Genomic DNA, 16,243 nt, shown 5'->3' with positions numbered 1-16,243 from the left:
TAGTTTAGCGGCGCTGACGCAACATGCGAGAGGGTGCGGACACGGAGGTCACGCTACCCGGAATGGCGCGCGGCCGCTGAGCAGGGCCCGACGCAGATCGTCGACGCGATCCTGGCCCCAGAACGGCTCGCCGTCGAGGACGTAGCCGGGCAGACCGGGCAGGTCGGCGGCGATCGCGTCGTCGGTGTTGCGCTGGTAGGCGGCGACGCTATCGGCGCCGTCGGCGGCGGCGAGCACCGACGAGGCGTCGAAACCGTGACGGGCTAGCAATTCCGCCAGCACCGCCGGGGCAGCGATGTCGGCCTCGTGCGCCCACAGCGCGCGGAACGCGGCGTCCATGTACGCGGCCGGGTCGGCGCCGGCGGCGACCAGAGCGATCGCGCAGCGGTCGGCCAGGCCGGGATCCAGCGGGAAGTGCTTGGGCGCCAGGTTCAGCGGCAGGCCGCGGCGTTCGCGCCAACGCTGAAGCTCGACCAGACGGTAACGCTGACGCGCGGGCGCGCGCTGGCCCAGGGGCAGCCCGCCGTTGGCCTTGAACAGCTCGAAGATCCGCGCCGGCCGATAGACCACCTCGGCGCCGGCCTCGCGCGCCGCGTCCAGGAACGCGGCGTGGCCCAGGTAGGCGTAGGGCGAGATCAGACTGAAGTAGTAGTCGACGCGCGCGGCCATGCCCGTGCTCAGCCCAGCACGCCGTCCTGGGGCTGGCCGTCGCGCACGAACGGGAACTTGACCACGCGCACCGGCACTTCCTTGCCGCGGATGTCCACGCGCACCTGGCCCGGCTCGCCGGCCGGCACGCGCGCGAACGCGATCGACTTGTTCAGCGTGGGCGAGAAAGTGCCCGACAGGATTTCGCCGTCGCCGTTGGCGGTCAGCACCTTCTGGCCGTGGCGCAGCACGCCCTTCTCGTCCATCACTAGGCCGATCATCTGGCGCGGGGCGCCGGCGGCCTTCTGCTGCTCCAGCGCGGCGCGGCCGATGAAGTCGCGCGGCTTTCCATCAGCGCTCCCGTCCAGCGCCACCGTCCAAGCCAGCGCGGCCTCGTAGGGAGACACGCCGTCGTCCATGTCCTGGCCGTAGAGATTCATGCCCGCTTCCAGGCGCAGGGTGTCGCGCGCGCCCAGGCCGGCGGCCTTCACGCCCGCGGCCAGCAGCGCGTCCCACAGCGCGACCGCGGCGGTTTCCGGCACCACCACCTCGAAGCCGTCTTCGCCGGTGTAGCCGGTGCGCGCGACGAACAGCGCGGTGCCGTCCAAGGTCTGGGCCTCGCCGGCGACGAACTTGCCGAGCTTGCCGATGCGCGCGCGGTCCTCCTCGCGCAGCAGGCCGATCACCTTGTCGCGCGCGTTCGGGCCCTGCACCGCGATCATCGCGTAGTCCGGGCGCTCGGTGACCTGCACGTCGAAAGCGCGCGCCTGCTCGCCGATCCAGGCCAGGTCCTTCTCGCGGGTGGCGGCGTTGACCACCAGACGGAAGAAGTCCTCGGCCAGGAAGTACACGATCAGATCGTCGATCACGCCGCCCTGCGGATTGAGCATGCAGGTGTAGAGCGCCTTGCCGGACTTTTGCAGCTTGTCGACCGAGTTGGCGACCAGGTGGCGCAGGAAATCGCGGGTACGCGCGCCGCGCAGATCGACCACGGTCATGTGGCTGACGTCGAACATGCCGGCGTCGCGGCGGACCTGATGGTGCTCTTCGATCTGCGAGCCGTAGCTGATCGGCATGTCCCAGCCGCCGAAGTCGACCATCTTGGCGCCGAGTGCGCGGTGGGCGTCGTTGAGGATGGTCTTCTGGGTCATGAGCGGCGGGGCCTGGACGGTGGGGAGCCCGGGATTATCCCATGGAGAACCGCTGCGATGCGCCCTGGGCGACGGTACGCCGGCGCATGGATGGGTGTGCCGCTTGGCGACGATGCCATCGCGGTTCGCGATGCGCGTTGCGGCGGTCGTCGCTGCCGGGACTCGATCGCGGCTTACGCCGCTCCCACAGAAAGCCGGGTAATCGCCGCGCCCTACTCGGCGCCGAAGCCTTCGTTGTAGCAGCGCACGCTGGCTGGCGGCACTTCGACGAACTTGCCGGTGTCGCGATCCAGGCGCAGCGCCCAGCGCCGCGCTTCGAACATTTCCTGCGCGGCGGCGTCGGGCACCGCGGTATCGACGATCGCGATCAGGCCCGGATCGTCGACGCCGTCGCGCTGGCAGGTCGCAACCGAGACGTACTCGCCGCGCTTGAGCTTGGGATAAGGCACCACGTCGGTGATCTTCCAGCGCGGCTCGTTGCCTTCGCGGCCGGCGAACTCGCCGGCGTAAAACTTCAGCGAACGGTCCTCGGCGTCGTCCAGGGTGCCGATCGAACGCGCGCAGATCTGCTCGGGCGCGCTGCCCGAGCCGACGCAGCTGCCGGTGTTGGATTTCAGCCCGTCCGGGTACGGCGGCACCACCCGGCCGATCCAGCTCGGCGCCGGCGCCGCAGCGGGCGCCTGCGTAGTCGCCGCCACCGGCGGACCGGCCCAGGCCGGGCAAGCCAGGGCCCAGGCCGCGAGCGCGACCAGGCCACTGCCGATCCATTGGGCTTCACGCCGCTTCATCGCATCCCCTTCCGCGCACGCTCGCGGAGCCGCACTATTCGACCGCCTCGACCCGCAGGCTCATGCCCTCGCTGGCGACCACGCGCACGTTGGCGCCGGTCGGGAGTTCGGGACCGATCACTTCCCAGTACGCGTCGGCGATCTGGACCCGGCCGCGGCCCTGCACGATGGCGCGGTCCAGCGCGACCACGCGCCCGACCAGTTGCTCGCCGCGACGGTTCAGCGCCGGCTGGTCGCTGCTGCGCTCGCGGCCGCGGAACCAGACGCGGTAGATCTGGATCGACAGGAAGCTCAACACCACGAAGGCCGCGACTTGCGCCAACACCGGCATGCCGGGAAACACCAGCACGCCCACGAACACCGCAGCCGCCGCGAAGCCCAGCCAGAGCATGAACGCTCCCGGCGCCAGCGCTTCGGCCGCGAACAACAGCAGGGCCACCGCGGCCCAGGTCACGATCTGCCAGTCCAGACGCATCGCTCAGCCTCCCGTGCGCGTCGGCACCGGCGGCACGGCCGCGCGTCCGCCCTGACGCTCCAGCGCTTCCTTGGCCAGCTCGGCGATGCCGCCCAGCGAGCCGATCACGCCGGCCGACTCCATCGGCATCATCACGAACTTCGCGTTCGGCGCCTCGGCCAGCGACTTGAAGGCCTCGATGTATTTCTGCGCCACGAAGTAGTTGATCGCCTGCACGTTGCCCTGGGCGATCGCGTTGGACACCATCTCGGTCGCCTTGGCCTCGGCCTCGGCCAGACGTTCGCGCGCCTCGGCCTCGCGATAGGCGGCCTCGCGCTTGCCCTCGGCCTCCAGGATCGCGGCCTGCTTGTCGCCTTCGGCGCGCAGGATCTCGGACTGGCGATGGCCTTCGGCCTCCAGGATGTTGGCGCGCTTCTCGCGCTCGGCCTTCATCTGGCGCGCCATCGAATCGACCAGGTCGCGCGGCGGCTGGATGTCCTTGAGCTCGATGCGGTTGACCTTCAGGCCCCAGGGATGGGTGGCCTGATCCACCGCCACCAGCACCTTGGCGTTGATCTCGTCGCGGCGCGACAGCGATTCGTCCAGGTCCATCGAACCGATCGAGGTACGGATGTTGGTCATGACCAGGTTCAGAGTTGCGACCTCGAGCTGGGCGACCTCATACGCGGCCTTGGCCGCGTCCAGCACCTGGAAGTAGACGACGCCGTCGACCTTGACCACGGCGTTGTCCTTGGTGATGACGTCCTGCGACGGCACATCCAGGACCTGCTCCATCATGTTGATCTTGCGGCCGACGCCGTAGACCACGGGGATCAGGAAGTGCAGCCCCGGGGTCATGGTGTGGGTGTACTTGCCGAAGCGCTCGACGGTCCATTCGTAGCCCTGCGGCACCATGCGCACGGTCTTGAACAGGATGATCACGCCGGCTACCAGCAGCACGACGATCAGAATCGGTCCCATGGTGTCCCCTCCTTATAGATAGGCGGAGTATAGGCGTCCGCCAGCGGCTGCGACGGTTTGCCGCCCGGCCGCATCCAGTCCGGTAATGACAGCCCGACCCATGCCCGCCACGTCCAGCTTCGCGATCGATGTGCCCGATGCCCTGCTCGCCCGTGCGCGCGCCGGCGAGCGGGCCGCGTTCGAGCAGATCTACCGCTGGTTCGAGCGCCCGGTCTACACCCTGGCGCTGCGGATCCTGGGCGGCAGTGGCGGCGATCGCGAGGAGGCTTCGGAAGTGCTGCAGGACACCATGCTCAAGGTGCTGGGCCGGATCCAGGACTTCCGTGGCCAGGGCGGCGGCGGCGACAGCCCGTTCTGGGGCTGGTTGCGCCAGATCGCGATCAACGAAGCGTTGATGCGCCTGCGCAGCCAACGCCGGCACGAACATGCGCTGGTGCTGGAGGACGACCGCCTCGCCGACGAGCATGCGCCACCGCCGCCGGCCGCCGCCGACGCCGCGGCGTTGGGACGCGCTCTGGCGCAGCTGCCGGCCGCCACCCGCAGCGTGCTCTGGCTGTACCACGCCGAGGGCTATACCCACGACGAGATCGCGGCGCTGATGCAGCGCACGCCCAGCTTCTCCAAATCCCAGCTCGCGCGCGGCGGACGCCGCCTGCGCGAATTGCTGGAACCCACCAAGGAGGCCTCCCATGCCTGACGCCAGTTCCCGTCACGGCCCGCCCCCGCCGCAGGACTGGGCCGGCGCGTTCGCCGCGCTGCCCGCCGAGACGCCGCCCGCGGACGGCTGGTCGCGCCTGTCCGCGGCCCTCGACGCGCGCGGCACCGCAAGCGCACCGCGCGACCCGCGCCTCGCGCGCCGCCGGCGCTGGCCGCAATGGGCCGTGGCGGCCGCGTTGTTCGGTCTGGTCGTCGCGCTGCCGATCGCGCGCATGGGCGATGGCGAGCGGCCGGCGCAGGACGCCGCGCGCACCGCCGCCACGACCGCGCCCGCCGCATCCGCGGCTGGCGCGCCGCGCACCGATGCGCCCGCATTGACCGCACCCGAACGGCGCGACCCGCCCGCCGCCACGACCGCACCGGCCACCGCCGTCGCGAGTGCCGACGCGATCCACAGCGAGGCCACGCCGCCACGCAAGCTCGCCTCCGCCCACCGGCCGCGGGGCAAGGCCGTGCGCCGCGACGGCGCGCCTGCGCCCGCGCTCGCCGCGACCGACACCCCGGCCGACGCCGACGCCGCGATCGCTGTGGACAGCGCCGACATCACCGCGATCGCGCGCTGGCAGTCCGAGTCGGCGCAACTGGAAGCGCTGGTGGCGCTGGCGCGCGACGAACGCGTCGGCAACGCGGGCGCGACCTTGATGAGCGCCGATCTCGACAGCCAGATCGGCGTGATCGATGCCGCCCTGCGCCAGGACGCGCTACCGCTCGCGCAACGCGCCTCGCTGTGGGAGCAACGCGTGCAGACGCTGCGCGACCTGGCCGGTGTCGAGAGCACCCAACGCTGGCTCGCCGTGCACGGCGAGCGCTACGACGGCGCGCTGGTGCGCGTCGACTGATCCCTACGTCTCGTCCACTTCATCCAGAGGTCCGTATGACATCCCGCCGCCTCCGCATCACCGCGCTCGCGTTCGCGATCGCCGCGACCGTCGCCTCGGTGGCGATCGCCCAGGACGCCCAGGTGCGCACGCGCACCATGGTCGCCAGCAAGAGCGACGCCAAGACCGACGCCGAACTCAAGGCCGCCATGGACGAGTTGCGCCAGGCTCAGCGCCGGGTCGCCGAACTGGCGCGCGCGCGCGGCGAAAGCGCGCGCGGCCAGGCCGAACTCGCGCGCGAAAGCGCCGGCCTGGCGCGTCTGTCCGCGCTCGACGCGCAACGCCAGGTGGTGATCCGCCAGACCGAACGCCGGCCGCTGCTGGGCGTGGTCCTGAACGCCGATCCCAGCGCCGGCGCGCGCATCGTCGCGGTCACCCCCGACAGCGCGGCGGCCAAGGCCGGCCTGCGCAGCGGCGACCGCATCGTCAGCGTCAACGGCACCGCCTTGCGCGGCAGCGACGGCGAAACCCGCCTGGCCGCGACCCGCTCGGCCCTGGATGCGCTGGACGTGAAGGTGCCGGTCGCGATCGACTACGAGCGCGATGGCCGCAAGAGCACGGTCCAGGTCACCCCGCGGCTGGGCGAGCATGTGCTGGTGTTCGACAGCGACGACGGCGGCATGCTCACGCCCGACGGCGACGTGGTCATGCGCCGCTTCGCCTTCGACCCCGAAAACGCCAAGAACTTCGCCTACGACATGCAGCAGGTGCCGGCGATCAAGCAACGCGTGCGCGAGGAGATCGCGCGCCTGGGCCCGATCGCGACCTGCAAGAAGGGCGAGGACTGCCCGACCCCGGCGCTGATCGAAGCCTTCCGCTGGAACGGCCTCAACCTGGCCTCGGTCGATCGCGGCCTGGGCCGCTACTTCGGCGCCGATCGCGGCGTGCTGGTGCTCAGCGCCGGCGCCGATCTGGCCGGCCTGGAGCCCGGCGACGTGATCCGCAGCATCGAAGGGGTGGCCGTGAGTACGCCGCGCGATGCGATGGAGGCCTTGCGCGCGCGTCCGGACGGCAGCGAGGTCTCGGTCGCCTATCTGCGCGACCGCAAGGAAGCCAGCACGCGGATCAAGGTGCCGCGTACGGTGCGCCTGTTGCTGCCGGCGCCGCCGGCACCGCCCGCACCGCCCGCGCCGCCGGTGAAACCGCCTGCACCTCCCGCGCCGCCCGCTCCGCCGATAGCGGCGCCCTCGGTCGCCGCACCGGCACCACCGCCGCCTCCTCCGCCGCCCCCGGTTCCGCCGCCGCCCCCGACGCCGCCGGTTCTGGTCTGAGTCGATCTCGCTTACGCGAACGGCGTCCCTCGGGACGCCGTTCGTTCATGGCATCCAGCGCGGACCTCGCATCGCCAGCCGGATCCCGGCAAACCGATTCAAACCCGCGCACCGCTCGCCCGCACAGCGACCTCAGCGCTATTCCCGCGGCGCCGCCTCCACCCATTTGGCGAACACCGCATCGATCTCCTCGTCGGCGACCGCTTTGCCCTGCTCCAGGCTGCCGGCCTGTTCGAACAGCGGAATGATCATCGCCATGCCGTCGATCTTGGTCTTCAGATGCACGCCCGGCGCCTGGCCCAGAAAGCCGTCCCAACGCTGGCGCACCTTGGCCCAATAGCCACGGGTCGCGTCCCAGTAACGGTAGGCCGGTTTGAAGTCCACGTCCCGGGTCTTCTGGTAATCGTTGAAACCGAACTCGCGCGCCAACTCGACCTGGCTGCCGTCGGGTTTGCGCAGCACCTTGGTGTTGAACTGCTCGTGGGTCCAGCCGCCCGGCGTGAGGGTGTGGCGGTTGATCGCCGACACCGCGTTGTAGTCGCTGCGCTTGGTGTACTCGCGGCGCGGCAAAGGCCGCCAGCTCAGGTCGCTGGTCCAGGTGGCGATGCCATTGCGGTACTCCCAGCGGCCGGTACCGCAGTAGCGCGGCGCATCGCTGACCTCGAACACGCATTGGGTCCAGGCGCCGCGATTGAGCTCGGCCGGAATCGCGCGCACCTGCCAGGTCTGGTCGGCGCTGAACTCGAAGCGCGTGGGCGCTTCGTAGGTCCAGTCCTGACGCCAGTGCTTGGTGACGTGGCCGCTCTTGCCGTCGACCAGGATGTGCTGCAGGACGATCCGGGTCGGGCTGTCCTCGACCACGATCACGGTCTCGTTGCCGCCGCTGCGCATGGCCGGCGCGCGCTCGTAGCCGGGCCGCAGCAGCACGGTTTCGTCGAAGGCGAAATCGACGATGTACTCGCCCTGCATGGCCAGGATCGAGGCGCGGTCGCGCGCGGTATCGGCCGCGGCGGACGCCGCGGCGAAGGCTGGCGTTGCCGCGCAGGAAAGCGCCAGGCAGGCGGCTAGCGGTCGGAGCTTCATGGATGGGTTCTCGCTTGAGGGCAGGGATGGAAAGAAAGAGAAAAAGCGCCGTCGCTCACCGCGACGCGGGCGCAGGCGCGTTCGAGACGTCGGAGGCGGCACGACGCGCCATGCAGCAGCAGGTGTCCGGCCCGGTCCGCAGCGTCGCGCCTTCCGCGGCGGCGATGCGGCGCGCGTGTTCCAGACCCAGCGCCGAAGGTTCGCTGGCGTCGGCGACCAGGATGCGGCGGCCGGTGGGGTCGCTGGCCAATTGCAGGCGCAGGGTCCGCGCGTTCCAGCCGCCGCCGCGCCAGCCTCGCAAGGCGCGCGCGAGACGGCCCCGACTGCGCTGGGCCTCGGCCGCGGGCAAACCGACGACCGCCAGATCCCAGGCCAGGAAATCGCTGTCGGGCAGCAGGTGCAGGCGCCAGCACGCGCGTCCGCGCGCATCGCGGAACACGATGGCTTCGCCTGCCGCCCCAACACCTTCGCCGATGCAGCGCTGCGCACTCACGCTGGCCAGCCAGCCGGCCAGCACGTCGCGCTGACGGCGCGGGTACAGGCACAGCACCGTCGCGACCGCAGCCAGCCGCTCGGGCGCGGGCAATGCGCCCGCGTCCGTGCTCCCCGCCGTTGGCGATCGCGCGGCGCGCATGCGCTTACCAGTTCACCGCCAGGCTCACGCCCAGGTTGCGGCCGGAGGCGCTGTAACGGTCGATGGTGGCGCTGGTCGAGGCCAAGGTGCTGGGCAGATCGCCGCCGTCCCAGTACTTCTTGTCGCCCAGATTGAACACGCCGACGTTGACCTGGGCGCCCGGCGCGAAGCTGAAGTGCGCGAGCAGGTCGAGTACGCCGTAGCCGGGTGCGGCAAACAGGCCGGCCTGCGGCAGGTCGCTCTTGCGGCGCGCGAAACGCCCGGCGAGTTCGACGCCCCAATCGTCGCGGTCGTAGGCCAGGCCCAGCGAGCCGCGCAGCGGATCGATCGACGACAGCGCCGCGCCGGTGCCGCGGTCCTCGCCCTTGGACCAGGCCGCGGCGCCGCGCAGCGACCAGCCGGCCAGCGCGGGCGAGAATGCGCCGAACTCGACGCCGCCGCGCAGCTCGACGCCGCGGATCTCGGCTTCGGCCACGTTCTGCGACTGGAACACCATCAGGCCCTGGGCGTTGTTGCCGATGTAGCGCTGCGATTCGATGAAGTCGTCGTAGCGGTTGTAGTAGGCCGAGGCCTCGACATAGACCGCCTCGCCCGAATAGCGCAGACCCAGTTCGACGCCGTTGCTGGTCTCGGGCTTGAGATCGGGATTGGGGATGGCGGTGTATCCGAACTGCAGATTGGTGAAGCCCAGGTTGACGTCGTTGTAGGGCGGCGCGCGGAAGCCGTGCTGGTAGCCGCCGAACAGCGACCAGTCTTCGGCGAAATGCCAGACCGCGCCCAGCTTCGGCGACACCGCGGTTTCCTTGAGCTGGCTCACCGCCACGCCCGGGTTGTCGCCGACGAAGATCGGATCCAGTTCGGGCTTGAGTTCGTAACGGTCCACGCGCAGCGCCGGCACCAGGCGGAACGCGCCGTCGGCGAAACGGATCTCGTCCTGCACGAACAAGGCCGCGACCGTGGTTTCGCTGACCGGGAAATCGCGCACCGGAAACACGTCCGGCGAGATCGTCTTGGTGACCACGCCGGTGGTCAGGTTCGTGGCCTGGCCGTCGCGCTTCTGGCGGGTGTCGGTGCGGCTGTACTCGAACCCGTAGGTCAGCGTGTGCGCGACCGCACCGGTGGCGAAGTCCTTGTGCAAGGTGGCCTCGGCGCCGACGGTGCGCTGGTCGAAGTTGAACTCGCGCTCGCGTCGGGTCGGGCTGGTCGGGCGGCCGCCGATCAGGGTCACGCGCTCCTCGGTGGTGCGCTGGGTGGTCTCGCTGTCCTGGCGGTAGATCTGCCACTGCAGCGAATCGGCGAAGGCGGCGTCGAGCGTATCGATCTCGTGCGCGAACGACACCCGCGCGCGGGTCTGACGATCGTCGCCCAGCAGCGACAAGGTGCGCACCGTCGGCGCGCCCGGCGCGCTCAGGGCGTTGCCGCGCGCGCTCAGCACGTCGGTGTCGGTCTGGTCCTCGTTGCCTTCCACGGTCAGCTTGAAGCGCTGGTGGGCGCTGGGCGCGAACACCAGCTTGGCCAGCAGGCTGCGGCCGTCGCTGTCCTGCGGATTGGCGGCGGTGCGGGTGGCGTCGTCGCTGCGGCGTGTGCCCATGCTTTCGGTTTCCTTGCCCTGGCGGTGGCCGACCGCGACCAGACCGGACCAGCGCTCGCCGCCGAAGGCCGCGGTGGCGCCGCCGAACAGGCCGCTGTTCTCGCCCTGATAGCCGAGCTTGAAGCCGAAGTAGCTGCGCTTGCCGTCGAGCAGATAGTCGGACGGGTCCTTGGTGACGAAGGACACCACCCCGCCCAGCGCGTCGGAGCCGTACAGCGCGCTGCTCGGGCCGCGCACGATCTCGACCCGCTTGAGGGTATCGAGGTCGACGAAGTTGCGATTGGCGTTGGAGAAGCTGCCGATGTTGAAGCTGTCGGACACCGAGATGCCGTCGGTCTCCACGCGCACGCGGTTGCCGCCGAGGCCGCGGATGCGGATATCGCCGATGCCGAAGCGGCCGACCACGTTGCTCACGCCGATGCCGGGCTCGTAGCGGAACAGGTCCTTGAGATCGCGCACGATCTCCTCGTCCATGCGCTCGCGGTCGATCGCGGTGACCACCGCCGGCACGTCCTGCGCCTCGCGCTCGGTGCGGGTGGCGGTGACCACGATGCGTTCGAGCTCGCGCGCGCCGGCACCGGAACCGTCGGGCGATTCGGCGTCCGCCTCGGCGGGCGCAGCCGGCGCGGTGGCCGGCAGGGCCAGCATCAGGGCCAACGCGAGGGCGCTGGGGACGTAGGGAGTGCGGATGGAACGGCGCGGGCCGGCGATGCGGTGGAGGCGATGCATGGAGTCAGACTCGAAAGGTGGTTTCGGAGGCTGGCTGGCATGCCGTGCGGGCGTTGCTGGCGACCTGGAGAGAGCATTGGCTGCGCCGTCCTTGGCGCGGAATCCGATGAGCGCGGCGCATGGCCGAGGCGCAACCGGCATGGCATGGCCGCACCGCCTCCCGTCCTTGGGAACGCGGCGCGGCCATGCCGCACGGCTACCGCGGGCGGCTCTTACTTGGTGAGGATCAGCTTGTCGTTGCGGGTATGACGCAGGCGATAGACCTCGCCGCCGTGGCGGATCAGGACTTCGCGCGCGCCGCGCAGGAGCGCGCCGCTTTCGACCAGCATCGCGTTGGCCGCCGACACCGCGGGGGCGGCTACGGCGGCGGCGACGACCGGGGGAAGGGAGCGATCAGTACGAGGTTTGAGCTGCAACACCGGCTGGCGCAGGGACATGGCAGGTGACTCGATCGGGATTCGAGTTTGATGATAATGATTCTCATTTGCCAGTCAACACCCGTTTGCACCGCTGGTCGGGCGCAAGCGGGCGGCACCCCGTCGCCAGGGTGCCGGATCGGCCTCGACGGAGGCTCAGGCGGTGGCTTTCTCGACCCGGTCCCAATCCGGCTCGGAATAGCGGTCGACCAGTTCCAGGGCTTGCAGGTTCTGCAGCAGTTGCTCGGGACGGGTCGCGCCCAGGATCACGCTGGACACGTGCGGATTGCGCAGGCACCAGGCGATCGCCAGCGGCGCCGGCTCGGCGCCCAGCTCGCGCGCGACCGCGGTGTAGGCGCGCGCGCGCTCGATCCGGCGCTGTTCGGGACTGAGCACGCTGCGCTGCAGCCAGCGGTAGTCCTCGTGGTTGAGGCGCGAATCCTCGGGCACGCCGTCGTTGTACTTGCCGGTCAGCAGGCCCGAGGCCAGCGGCGACCAGATCGTGGTGCCCAGGCCGAGCTCGGCGTACAGCGAGGCGTATTCCAGCTCGACGCGCTCGCGATGGAACAGGTTGTACTGCGGCTGCTCCATGGTCGGCGCATGCAGATGCTGCTGGCGCGCGATCTTGTGGGCCTCGCGGATCTGCGCGGCCGACCATTCCGAGGTGCCCCAATACAGCACCTTGCCCTGGCGGATCAGCGCGTCCATCGCCCACACGGTTTCCTCGATCGGCACGTCCGGATCGGGGCGATGGCAGTAGTACAGGTCCAGATGATCGACGCGCAGGCGCCGCAGCGCGCCGTGGCAGGCCTCGGTGACGTGCTTGCGCGACAGGCCCTTCTGGGTCGGCAGCGGATCCGCGGCGGAGCCGAACATGACCTTGCTGGATACGCAATAGCCGTCGCGCGGCAGGCGCAGGTCGGCGATCACGTCGCCCATCACCCGCTCGGCCTCGCCGTTGGCGTAGCCCTCGGCGTTGTCGAAGAAATTGACGCCGTGGTCCCAGGCGGTGGCGATCAACTCGCGCGCCGGGCCGCGCCCGATCTGGGTGCCGAAGGTGACCCAGGCGCCGAAGGACAGCGCCGACAGTTGCAGACCGGAGGAACCCAGGCGGCGGTAGTGCATGACGTGCTCCGATGACGTTCGTTCAGGTACGCATGCTAACCGGGCGGGCGTTAGGGCAGTAACTAGAAGAGCAGTAACCAGTAACGAGTAAAAGCGACTCCTACTGGCTACTAGTTACTGCTCTTCTAGTTACTGCTTTCCGCTCGTTCCTGCCTTCCATCGTTAAGCCACGGCCCTCACAACCAGCTACAATGCCCGCACTTCCTCCTCCGGGGAGTAGCCCACCCGCCGCCGATCCGGCATGCGGGGACCTGCGTCAACACACTTGGCCCACCGGCCATGGCGCAGGAGCGGCAGCCAGCGTGAGACTTCGCGTCCACGCCAGCGACCACGGGCAAGACCGAAGGCAGGCGTTGCGCGATTACTCAGGCGAGAGCCGGGTCGGGCCGTGCGACGTTTGCCTTCGCCTCCGCGCGAAGCCCGGCCCCGGAGTTCCCATGGATACCTTCCCGCTGGCCACCGCCGCCCTGTCGACCGGCACGGTCGCGCTCGCCGAAATCGGCGACAAGACCCAATTGCTGGCCCTGCTGCTGGCCGCTCGCTTCCGCCGCCCCTGGCCCATCGTCGCCGGCATCCTGGTCGCGACCCTGCTCAACCATGCCCTGGCGGCCTGGCTGGGCGCCCTGGTCGCACAGTGGCTGCAACCCTCGACGCTGCGCTGGATCGTCGCCGGCAGCTTTCTGGCGGTGGCGTTGTGGACGCTGAAGCCGGACAAGCTGGACGGCGAAGGCGAGCGCCTGCCCGCGCGCGGCGCCTTCATCGCCACCACCATCGCCTTCTTCGTCGCCGAGATCGGCGACAAGACCCAGGTTGCGACCGTGCTGCTGGCCGCGCGCTATTCGCCGCTGTGGGAAGTCGTGGCCGGCACCACGGTGGGCATGCTGCTGGCCAACGTGCCGGTGGTGCTGCTGGGCAGCCGCTTCGCCGACCGCCTGCCGCTGAAGGCCGCGCGCACGGTCGCGGCGGTGGTGTTCGCGGCGCTGGCGCTGTGGGTGGCGGTGCGCGGGATCTGATTCGGGCCCGCGCGGCCCGGATCCGGCAGGGCCGCGACGCGGCGGCGGGCGCCCTGCCCTCGCCGCCGCACGCGCGCTATGCTCGGCGGGCTCAACGGGGAGACACCATGCACGCCACGGGCGAACGCCTGCGCGACATCGCGGTATCGCTGTTGTCGCGACCCGACGAGATCATGCTCGAGATCGGCGCCGGCGGCGAACTGCTGGTCGCGCGCCTGCGCGCCGTACTCGCGGCGATGCTGCTGATACTGCCGCCGCTCAACGCGATCGGCGGCGGCACCATCCAGGAAACCCTGATCGGCCTGGGCGGGGCGATCTTCGTCAATGTGTTCGCGCAGCTGTGGCTGGCGCTGGCGCGGCGGCCGCGACGCTACCGCTGGCTGCCGTTCGCGACCGCCGCCTTCGACGTCACCGCCACCACCCTGGTGCTGATCGCACTGGCCCTGCAGCACCTGCCGGCCGGCCTCAACAGTCTGATCGTGTGGTGCGGCTACCTGCTGTCGATCGTGCTCACCGCGCTGCGCAGCGACGGTCGCGTGACCCTGTTCGCGGGCGGCCTGGCGATCGTGCAATACACCGCGCTGGTGCTGGCGGTATTCGGCCTGGCGTCCTCGCCGGAGCAGCTGATTTCCAGCGATTACGGCGCGGTCACCCCCGGCGGCCAGGGCCAGCGCGTGGTGCTGCTGATGATGGCGGCCCTGATCACGGCCATGGTCGTGTACCGCATGCAGCGCCTGATCGAGATGTCCGGCACCGACGGCCTGACCCGGCTGCCCAACCGGACCTGGCTGGTGCACCGCATCCAGCGCCTGTTCGACGCCGTGCGCCACGACGGCGGCAGCCTGACCCTGGCCCTGATCGACCTGGACCACTTCAAGCGCATCAACGACGACAACGGCCACCATGCCGGCGACCGCGCCCTGCGCCACGTGGTTTCGGTGCTGCGCGAGCAGTCCGGCTCGACCGAATGGCTGGTCCGGCTGGGCGGCGAGGAATTCGTGCTGCTGCTGCGCAAGCCCCTGGGCACGGCCTGGGAGCAGGTCGACGCGATCCGCCAGGTCCTGGCCGAGCGCCCGTTCGAGCCCAGCCGCGGCGCCGAGCCGCTGTACCTGACCTTCAGTGCCGGCCTGGCCGGCTACCCGCAGGAGGGCTCGGACCTGTCGCGCCTGCTGCGCCGCGCCGACCGCCGCCTGCAGCAGGCCAAGCAGCAGGGCCGCAACCGCGTGGTCGCGCGCGACACCTGAACCGGGCTCGCGGCTTGCCGCGACGCGGACCCGTGGACTAGGCTGCGCCTCCGGCCGCGAAAAAGGCCGGCGGCCGCGCTCGGCGTGGTCCAATAACGATAATTTCGCCGCCGGGGTCCCGGACGGCTCGGGGAGAACTGAGTGGATTCGATCGTCCGGGTGTTATTCGGCCTGTTTGGTTTGGCGGTGCTGGTCGGCATCGCGTGGCTGTTCTCCAACAACAAGCGCCGGGTCGACTGGAAGCTGGTAGCGACCGGCGTGTCGCTGCAGATCGCGTTCGCGTCGCTGGTGCTGCTGGTGCCGGGCGGCAAGGATGTGTTCGATGGGATCGGCCATGGCTTCGTGACGGTGCTGAGTTTCGTCGGCGAGGGCTCGAAGTTCATCTTCGGCGGCCTGATGGACATCAACACCTACGGCTTCATCTTCGCCTTCCAGGTGCTGCCGACCATCATCTTCTTCGCCGCCCTGATGGGCGTGCTGTACCACTTGAACGTGATGCAGGCGATCGTGCGCGGCATGGCCTGGGCGATCACCAAGGTCATGCGCGTGTCCGGCGCCGAGACCACCAGCGTCTGCGCCAGCGTGTTCATCGGCCAGACCGAGGCGCCGCTGACCGTGCGCCCCTACATTCCGAAGATGACCGAGTCCGAGCTGATCACGATGATGATCGGCGGCATGGCCCACATCGCCGGCGGCGTGCTCGCGGCCTACGTCGGCATGCTCGGCGGCGGCGACCCGGAGCAGCAGGCCTTCTACGCCAAGCACCTGCTCGCGGCCTCGATCATGGCCGCGCCGGCAACCCTGGTGGTCGCCAAGATCCTGATCCCCGAGGTCGGCGAACCGCTGACGCGCGGCACGGTCAAGATGGAAGTGGAGAAAACCTCCAGCAACATCATCGACGCCGCCGCGGCCGGCGCCGGCGACGGTTTGCGCCTGGCGCTGAACATCGGCGCGATGCTGCTGGCCTTCATCGCCCTGATCGCGCTGGTCAACGGCCTGATCGGCGGCGTCTGGGCCTCGCATCTGATGATCCCCAGTGGGTACGACACCGCCCATAGCCAGTTCACCTACTGGCTCGCGCCCAGCCTGCAGGACGGTTGGTTCTCGCTGTTCGGCACGCGCCCGGAACTGTCGCTGCAATCGCTGCTGGGCAACCTGCTGGCGCCGCTGGCCTGGGTGATCGGCGTGCCCTGGCAGGACGCGACCACGGTCGGCTCGCTGATCGGCCAGAAGGTCGTCATCAACGAGTTCGTCGCCTATCTGCAGCTGGCCGACATCGTCAACGGCAAGACCGCCGGCGTGTCGCTTACCGATGAAGGCCGCCTGATCGCGACCTACGCCCTGTGCGGTTTCGCCAACTTCAGCTCGATCGCGATCCAGATCGGCGGCATCGGCGGCCTGGCCCCCGAGCGTCGCGCCGACCTGGCCCGCTTCGGCCTGCGCGCGGTGCTCGGCGGTTCGATCGCGACCTTCATGACCGCGACCATCGCCGGCGTGCTCACCCACTTCTCGTCCTGAAC

16 protein-coding genes are annotated in these 16,243 nt (G+C 70.2%); 6 read left to right on the top strand and 10 right to left on the bottom strand.

Going from position 1 to position 16,243, the window contains the following annotated elements; all coding sequences use genetic code 11:
• Positions 1–48: 48 nt before the first annotated feature.
• The 5 genes from ASE35_RS11405 to ASE35_RS11385 form a co-directional block, all read right to left on the bottom strand.
• Positions 49–669, bottom strand: coding sequence for a 2-hydroxychromene-2-carboxylate isomerase (locus ASE35_RS11405; protein ID WP_057163889.1), 621 nt, complete (start codon positions 667–669; stop codon positions 49–51).
• An 8-nt stretch (positions 670–677) separates the two neighbouring features.
• Positions 678–1,799 (bottom strand): glycine cleavage system aminomethyltransferase GcvT, encoded by a 1,122-nt coding sequence (gene gcvT, locus ASE35_RS11400; protein ID WP_057163888.1) that lies wholly within the window; start codon positions 1,797–1,799, stop codon positions 678–680.
• A 212-nt stretch (positions 1,800–2,011) separates the two neighbouring features.
• Positions 2,012–2,587 (bottom strand): hypothetical protein, encoded by a 576-nt coding sequence (locus ASE35_RS11395; RefSeq protein ID WP_057163887.1) that lies wholly within the window; start codon positions 2,585–2,587, stop codon positions 2,012–2,014.
• Between the two features lie 34 nt (positions 2,588–2,621).
• The gene (locus ASE35_RS11390) at positions 2,622–3,056 is read right to left on the bottom strand and encodes an NfeD family protein (protein WP_056180002.1); all 435 of its coding nucleotides are present in this window, start codon (positions 3,054–3,056) and stop codon (positions 2,622–2,624) included.
• A gap of 9 nt (positions 3,057–3,065) precedes the next feature.
• Positions 3,066–4,022 (bottom strand): SPFH domain-containing protein, encoded by a 957-nt coding sequence (locus ASE35_RS11385; RefSeq protein ID WP_056179603.1) that lies wholly within the window; start codon positions 4,020–4,022, stop codon positions 3,066–3,068.
• Positions 4,023–4,122: 100 nt separating this feature from the next.
• On the opposite strand from ASE35_RS11385, the gene ASE35_RS11380 reads away from it, so the two are divergent.
• From ASE35_RS11380 to ASE35_RS11370, 3 genes are read left to right on the top strand one after another with little or no spacing between them, the layout of a single operon-like run.
• Positions 4,123–4,719, top strand: a complete 597-nt coding sequence (locus ASE35_RS11380) for a sigma-70 family RNA polymerase sigma factor (RefSeq protein WP_235567222.1) — start codon at positions 4,123–4,125, stop codon at positions 4,717–4,719.
• Complete coding sequence (locus ASE35_RS11375; RefSeq protein ID WP_057163886.1) at positions 4,712–5,578, top strand: hypothetical protein; 867 nt, start codon at positions 4,712–4,714, stop codon at positions 5,576–5,578. Before ASE35_RS11380 ends, ASE35_RS11375 begins: the two co-directional genes overlap by 8 nt.
• 35 nt (positions 5,579–5,613) lie before the next feature.
• Positions 5,614–6,888, top strand: a complete 1,275-nt coding sequence (locus tag ASE35_RS11370) for a PDZ domain-containing protein (protein ID WP_057163885.1) — start codon at positions 5,614–5,616, stop codon at positions 6,886–6,888.
• A gap of 138 nt (positions 6,889–7,026) precedes the next feature.
• Here the strand turns inward: ASE35_RS11370 and ASE35_RS11365 are convergent, their stop codons facing one another.
• From ASE35_RS11365 to ASE35_RS11345, 5 genes are all read right to left on the bottom strand, one after another.
• Positions 7,027–7,971, bottom strand: coding sequence for a DUF6607 family protein (locus tag ASE35_RS11365; RefSeq protein WP_057163884.1), 945 nt, complete (start codon positions 7,969–7,971; stop codon positions 7,027–7,029).
• Positions 7,972–8,026: 55 nt separating this feature from the next.
• Positions 8,027–8,557, bottom strand: coding sequence for a hypothetical protein (locus ASE35_RS11360; RefSeq protein ID WP_057163883.1), 531 nt, complete (start codon positions 8,555–8,557; stop codon positions 8,027–8,029).
• A 52-nt stretch (positions 8,558–8,609) separates the two neighbouring features.
• Positions 8,610–10,844 (bottom strand): TonB-dependent hemoglobin/transferrin/lactoferrin family receptor, encoded by a 2,235-nt coding sequence (locus ASE35_RS11355; protein WP_157489447.1) that lies wholly within the window; start codon positions 10,842–10,844, stop codon positions 8,610–8,612.
• 293 nt (positions 10,845–11,137) lie between these two features.
• A complete protein-coding gene (locus tag ASE35_RS22020) occupies positions 11,138–11,272 on the bottom strand; it encodes a hemin uptake protein HemP (protein ID WP_235567239.1) in 135 nt (44 codons plus the stop codon).
• A gap of 225 nt (positions 11,273–11,497) precedes the next feature.
• Complete coding sequence (locus tag ASE35_RS11345; RefSeq protein ID WP_057163882.1) at positions 11,498–12,466, bottom strand: aldo/keto reductase; 969 nt, start codon at positions 12,464–12,466, stop codon at positions 11,498–11,500.
• Positions 12,467–12,903: 437 nt separating this feature from the next.
• Between ASE35_RS11345 and ASE35_RS11340 the strand changes: the two genes are divergently transcribed.
• The 3 genes from ASE35_RS11340 (at position 12,904) to ASE35_RS11330 (ending at position 16,241) form a co-directional block, all read left to right on the top strand.
• Entirely contained in the window at positions 12,904–13,479 is a 576-nt protein-coding gene (locus ASE35_RS11340) for a TMEM165/GDT1 family protein (protein ID WP_056179579.1), read from the top strand.
• A 107-nt stretch (positions 13,480–13,586) separates the two neighbouring features.
• Complete coding sequence (locus ASE35_RS11335; RefSeq protein ID WP_056179574.1) at positions 13,587–14,723, top strand: GGDEF domain-containing protein; 1,137 nt, start codon at positions 13,587–13,589, stop codon at positions 14,721–14,723.
• Positions 14,724–14,864: 141 nt separating this feature from the next.
• Positions 14,865–16,241, top strand: coding sequence for a nucleoside transporter C-terminal domain-containing protein (locus ASE35_RS11330; protein ID WP_056179571.1), 1,377 nt, complete (start codon positions 14,865–14,867; stop codon positions 16,239–16,241).
• The last annotated feature ends 2 nt before the right edge of the window (positions 16,242–16,243 follow it).

The sequence above is a fragment of the Lysobacter sp. Root916 genome (assembly GCF_001429785.1).
Taxonomy (GTDB): domain Bacteria; phylum Pseudomonadota; class Gammaproteobacteria; order Xanthomonadales; family Xanthomonadaceae; genus Lysobacter.
Note: the sequence above shows the minus strand (reverse complement) of the source record. Positions and strands in the feature narration are given on the sequence as shown.

Coding starts and splice junctions, on each gene's coding strand:
- ASE35_RS11335 (WP_056179574.1), top strand. CDS start 13,587: ATGCACGCCACGGGCGAACGCCTGCGCGACATCGCGGTATCGCTGTTG.
- ASE35_RS11365 (WP_057163884.1), bottom strand. CDS start 7,971: ATGAAGCTCCGACCGCTAGCCGCCTGCCTGGCGCTTTCCTGCGCGGCA.
- gcvT (WP_057163888.1), bottom strand. CDS start 1,799: ATGACCCAGAAGACCATCCTCAACGACGCCCACCGCGCACTCGGCGCC.
- ASE35_RS11385 (WP_056179603.1), bottom strand. CDS start 4,022: ATGGGACCGATTCTGATCGTCGTGCTGCTGGTAGCCGGCGTGATCATC.
- ASE35_RS11355 (WP_157489447.1), bottom strand. CDS start 10,844: ATGCTGGCCCTGCCGGCCACCGCGCCGGCTGCGCCCGCCGAGGCGGAC.
- ASE35_RS11395 (WP_057163887.1), bottom strand. CDS start 2,587: ATGAAGCGGCGTGAAGCCCAATGGATCGGCAGTGGCCTGGTCGCGCTC.
- ASE35_RS11380 (WP_235567222.1), top strand. CDS start 4,123: ATGCCCGCCACGTCCAGCTTCGCGATCGATGTGCCCGATGCCCTGCTC.
- ASE35_RS11405 (WP_057163889.1), bottom strand. CDS start 669: ATGGCCGCGCGCGTCGACTACTACTTCAGTCTGATCTCGCCCTACGCC.
- ASE35_RS11340 (WP_056179579.1), top strand. CDS start 12,904: ATGGATACCTTCCCGCTGGCCACCGCCGCCCTGTCGACCGGCACGGTC.
- ASE35_RS11375 (WP_057163886.1), top strand. CDS start 4,712: ATGCCTGACGCCAGTTCCCGTCACGGCCCGCCCCCGCCGCAGGACTGG.
- ASE35_RS11345 (WP_057163882.1), bottom strand. CDS start 12,466: ATGCACTACCGCCGCCTGGGTTCCTCCGGTCTGCAACTGTCGGCGCTG.
- ASE35_RS11370 (WP_057163885.1), top strand. CDS start 5,614: ATGACATCCCGCCGCCTCCGCATCACCGCGCTCGCGTTCGCGATCGCC.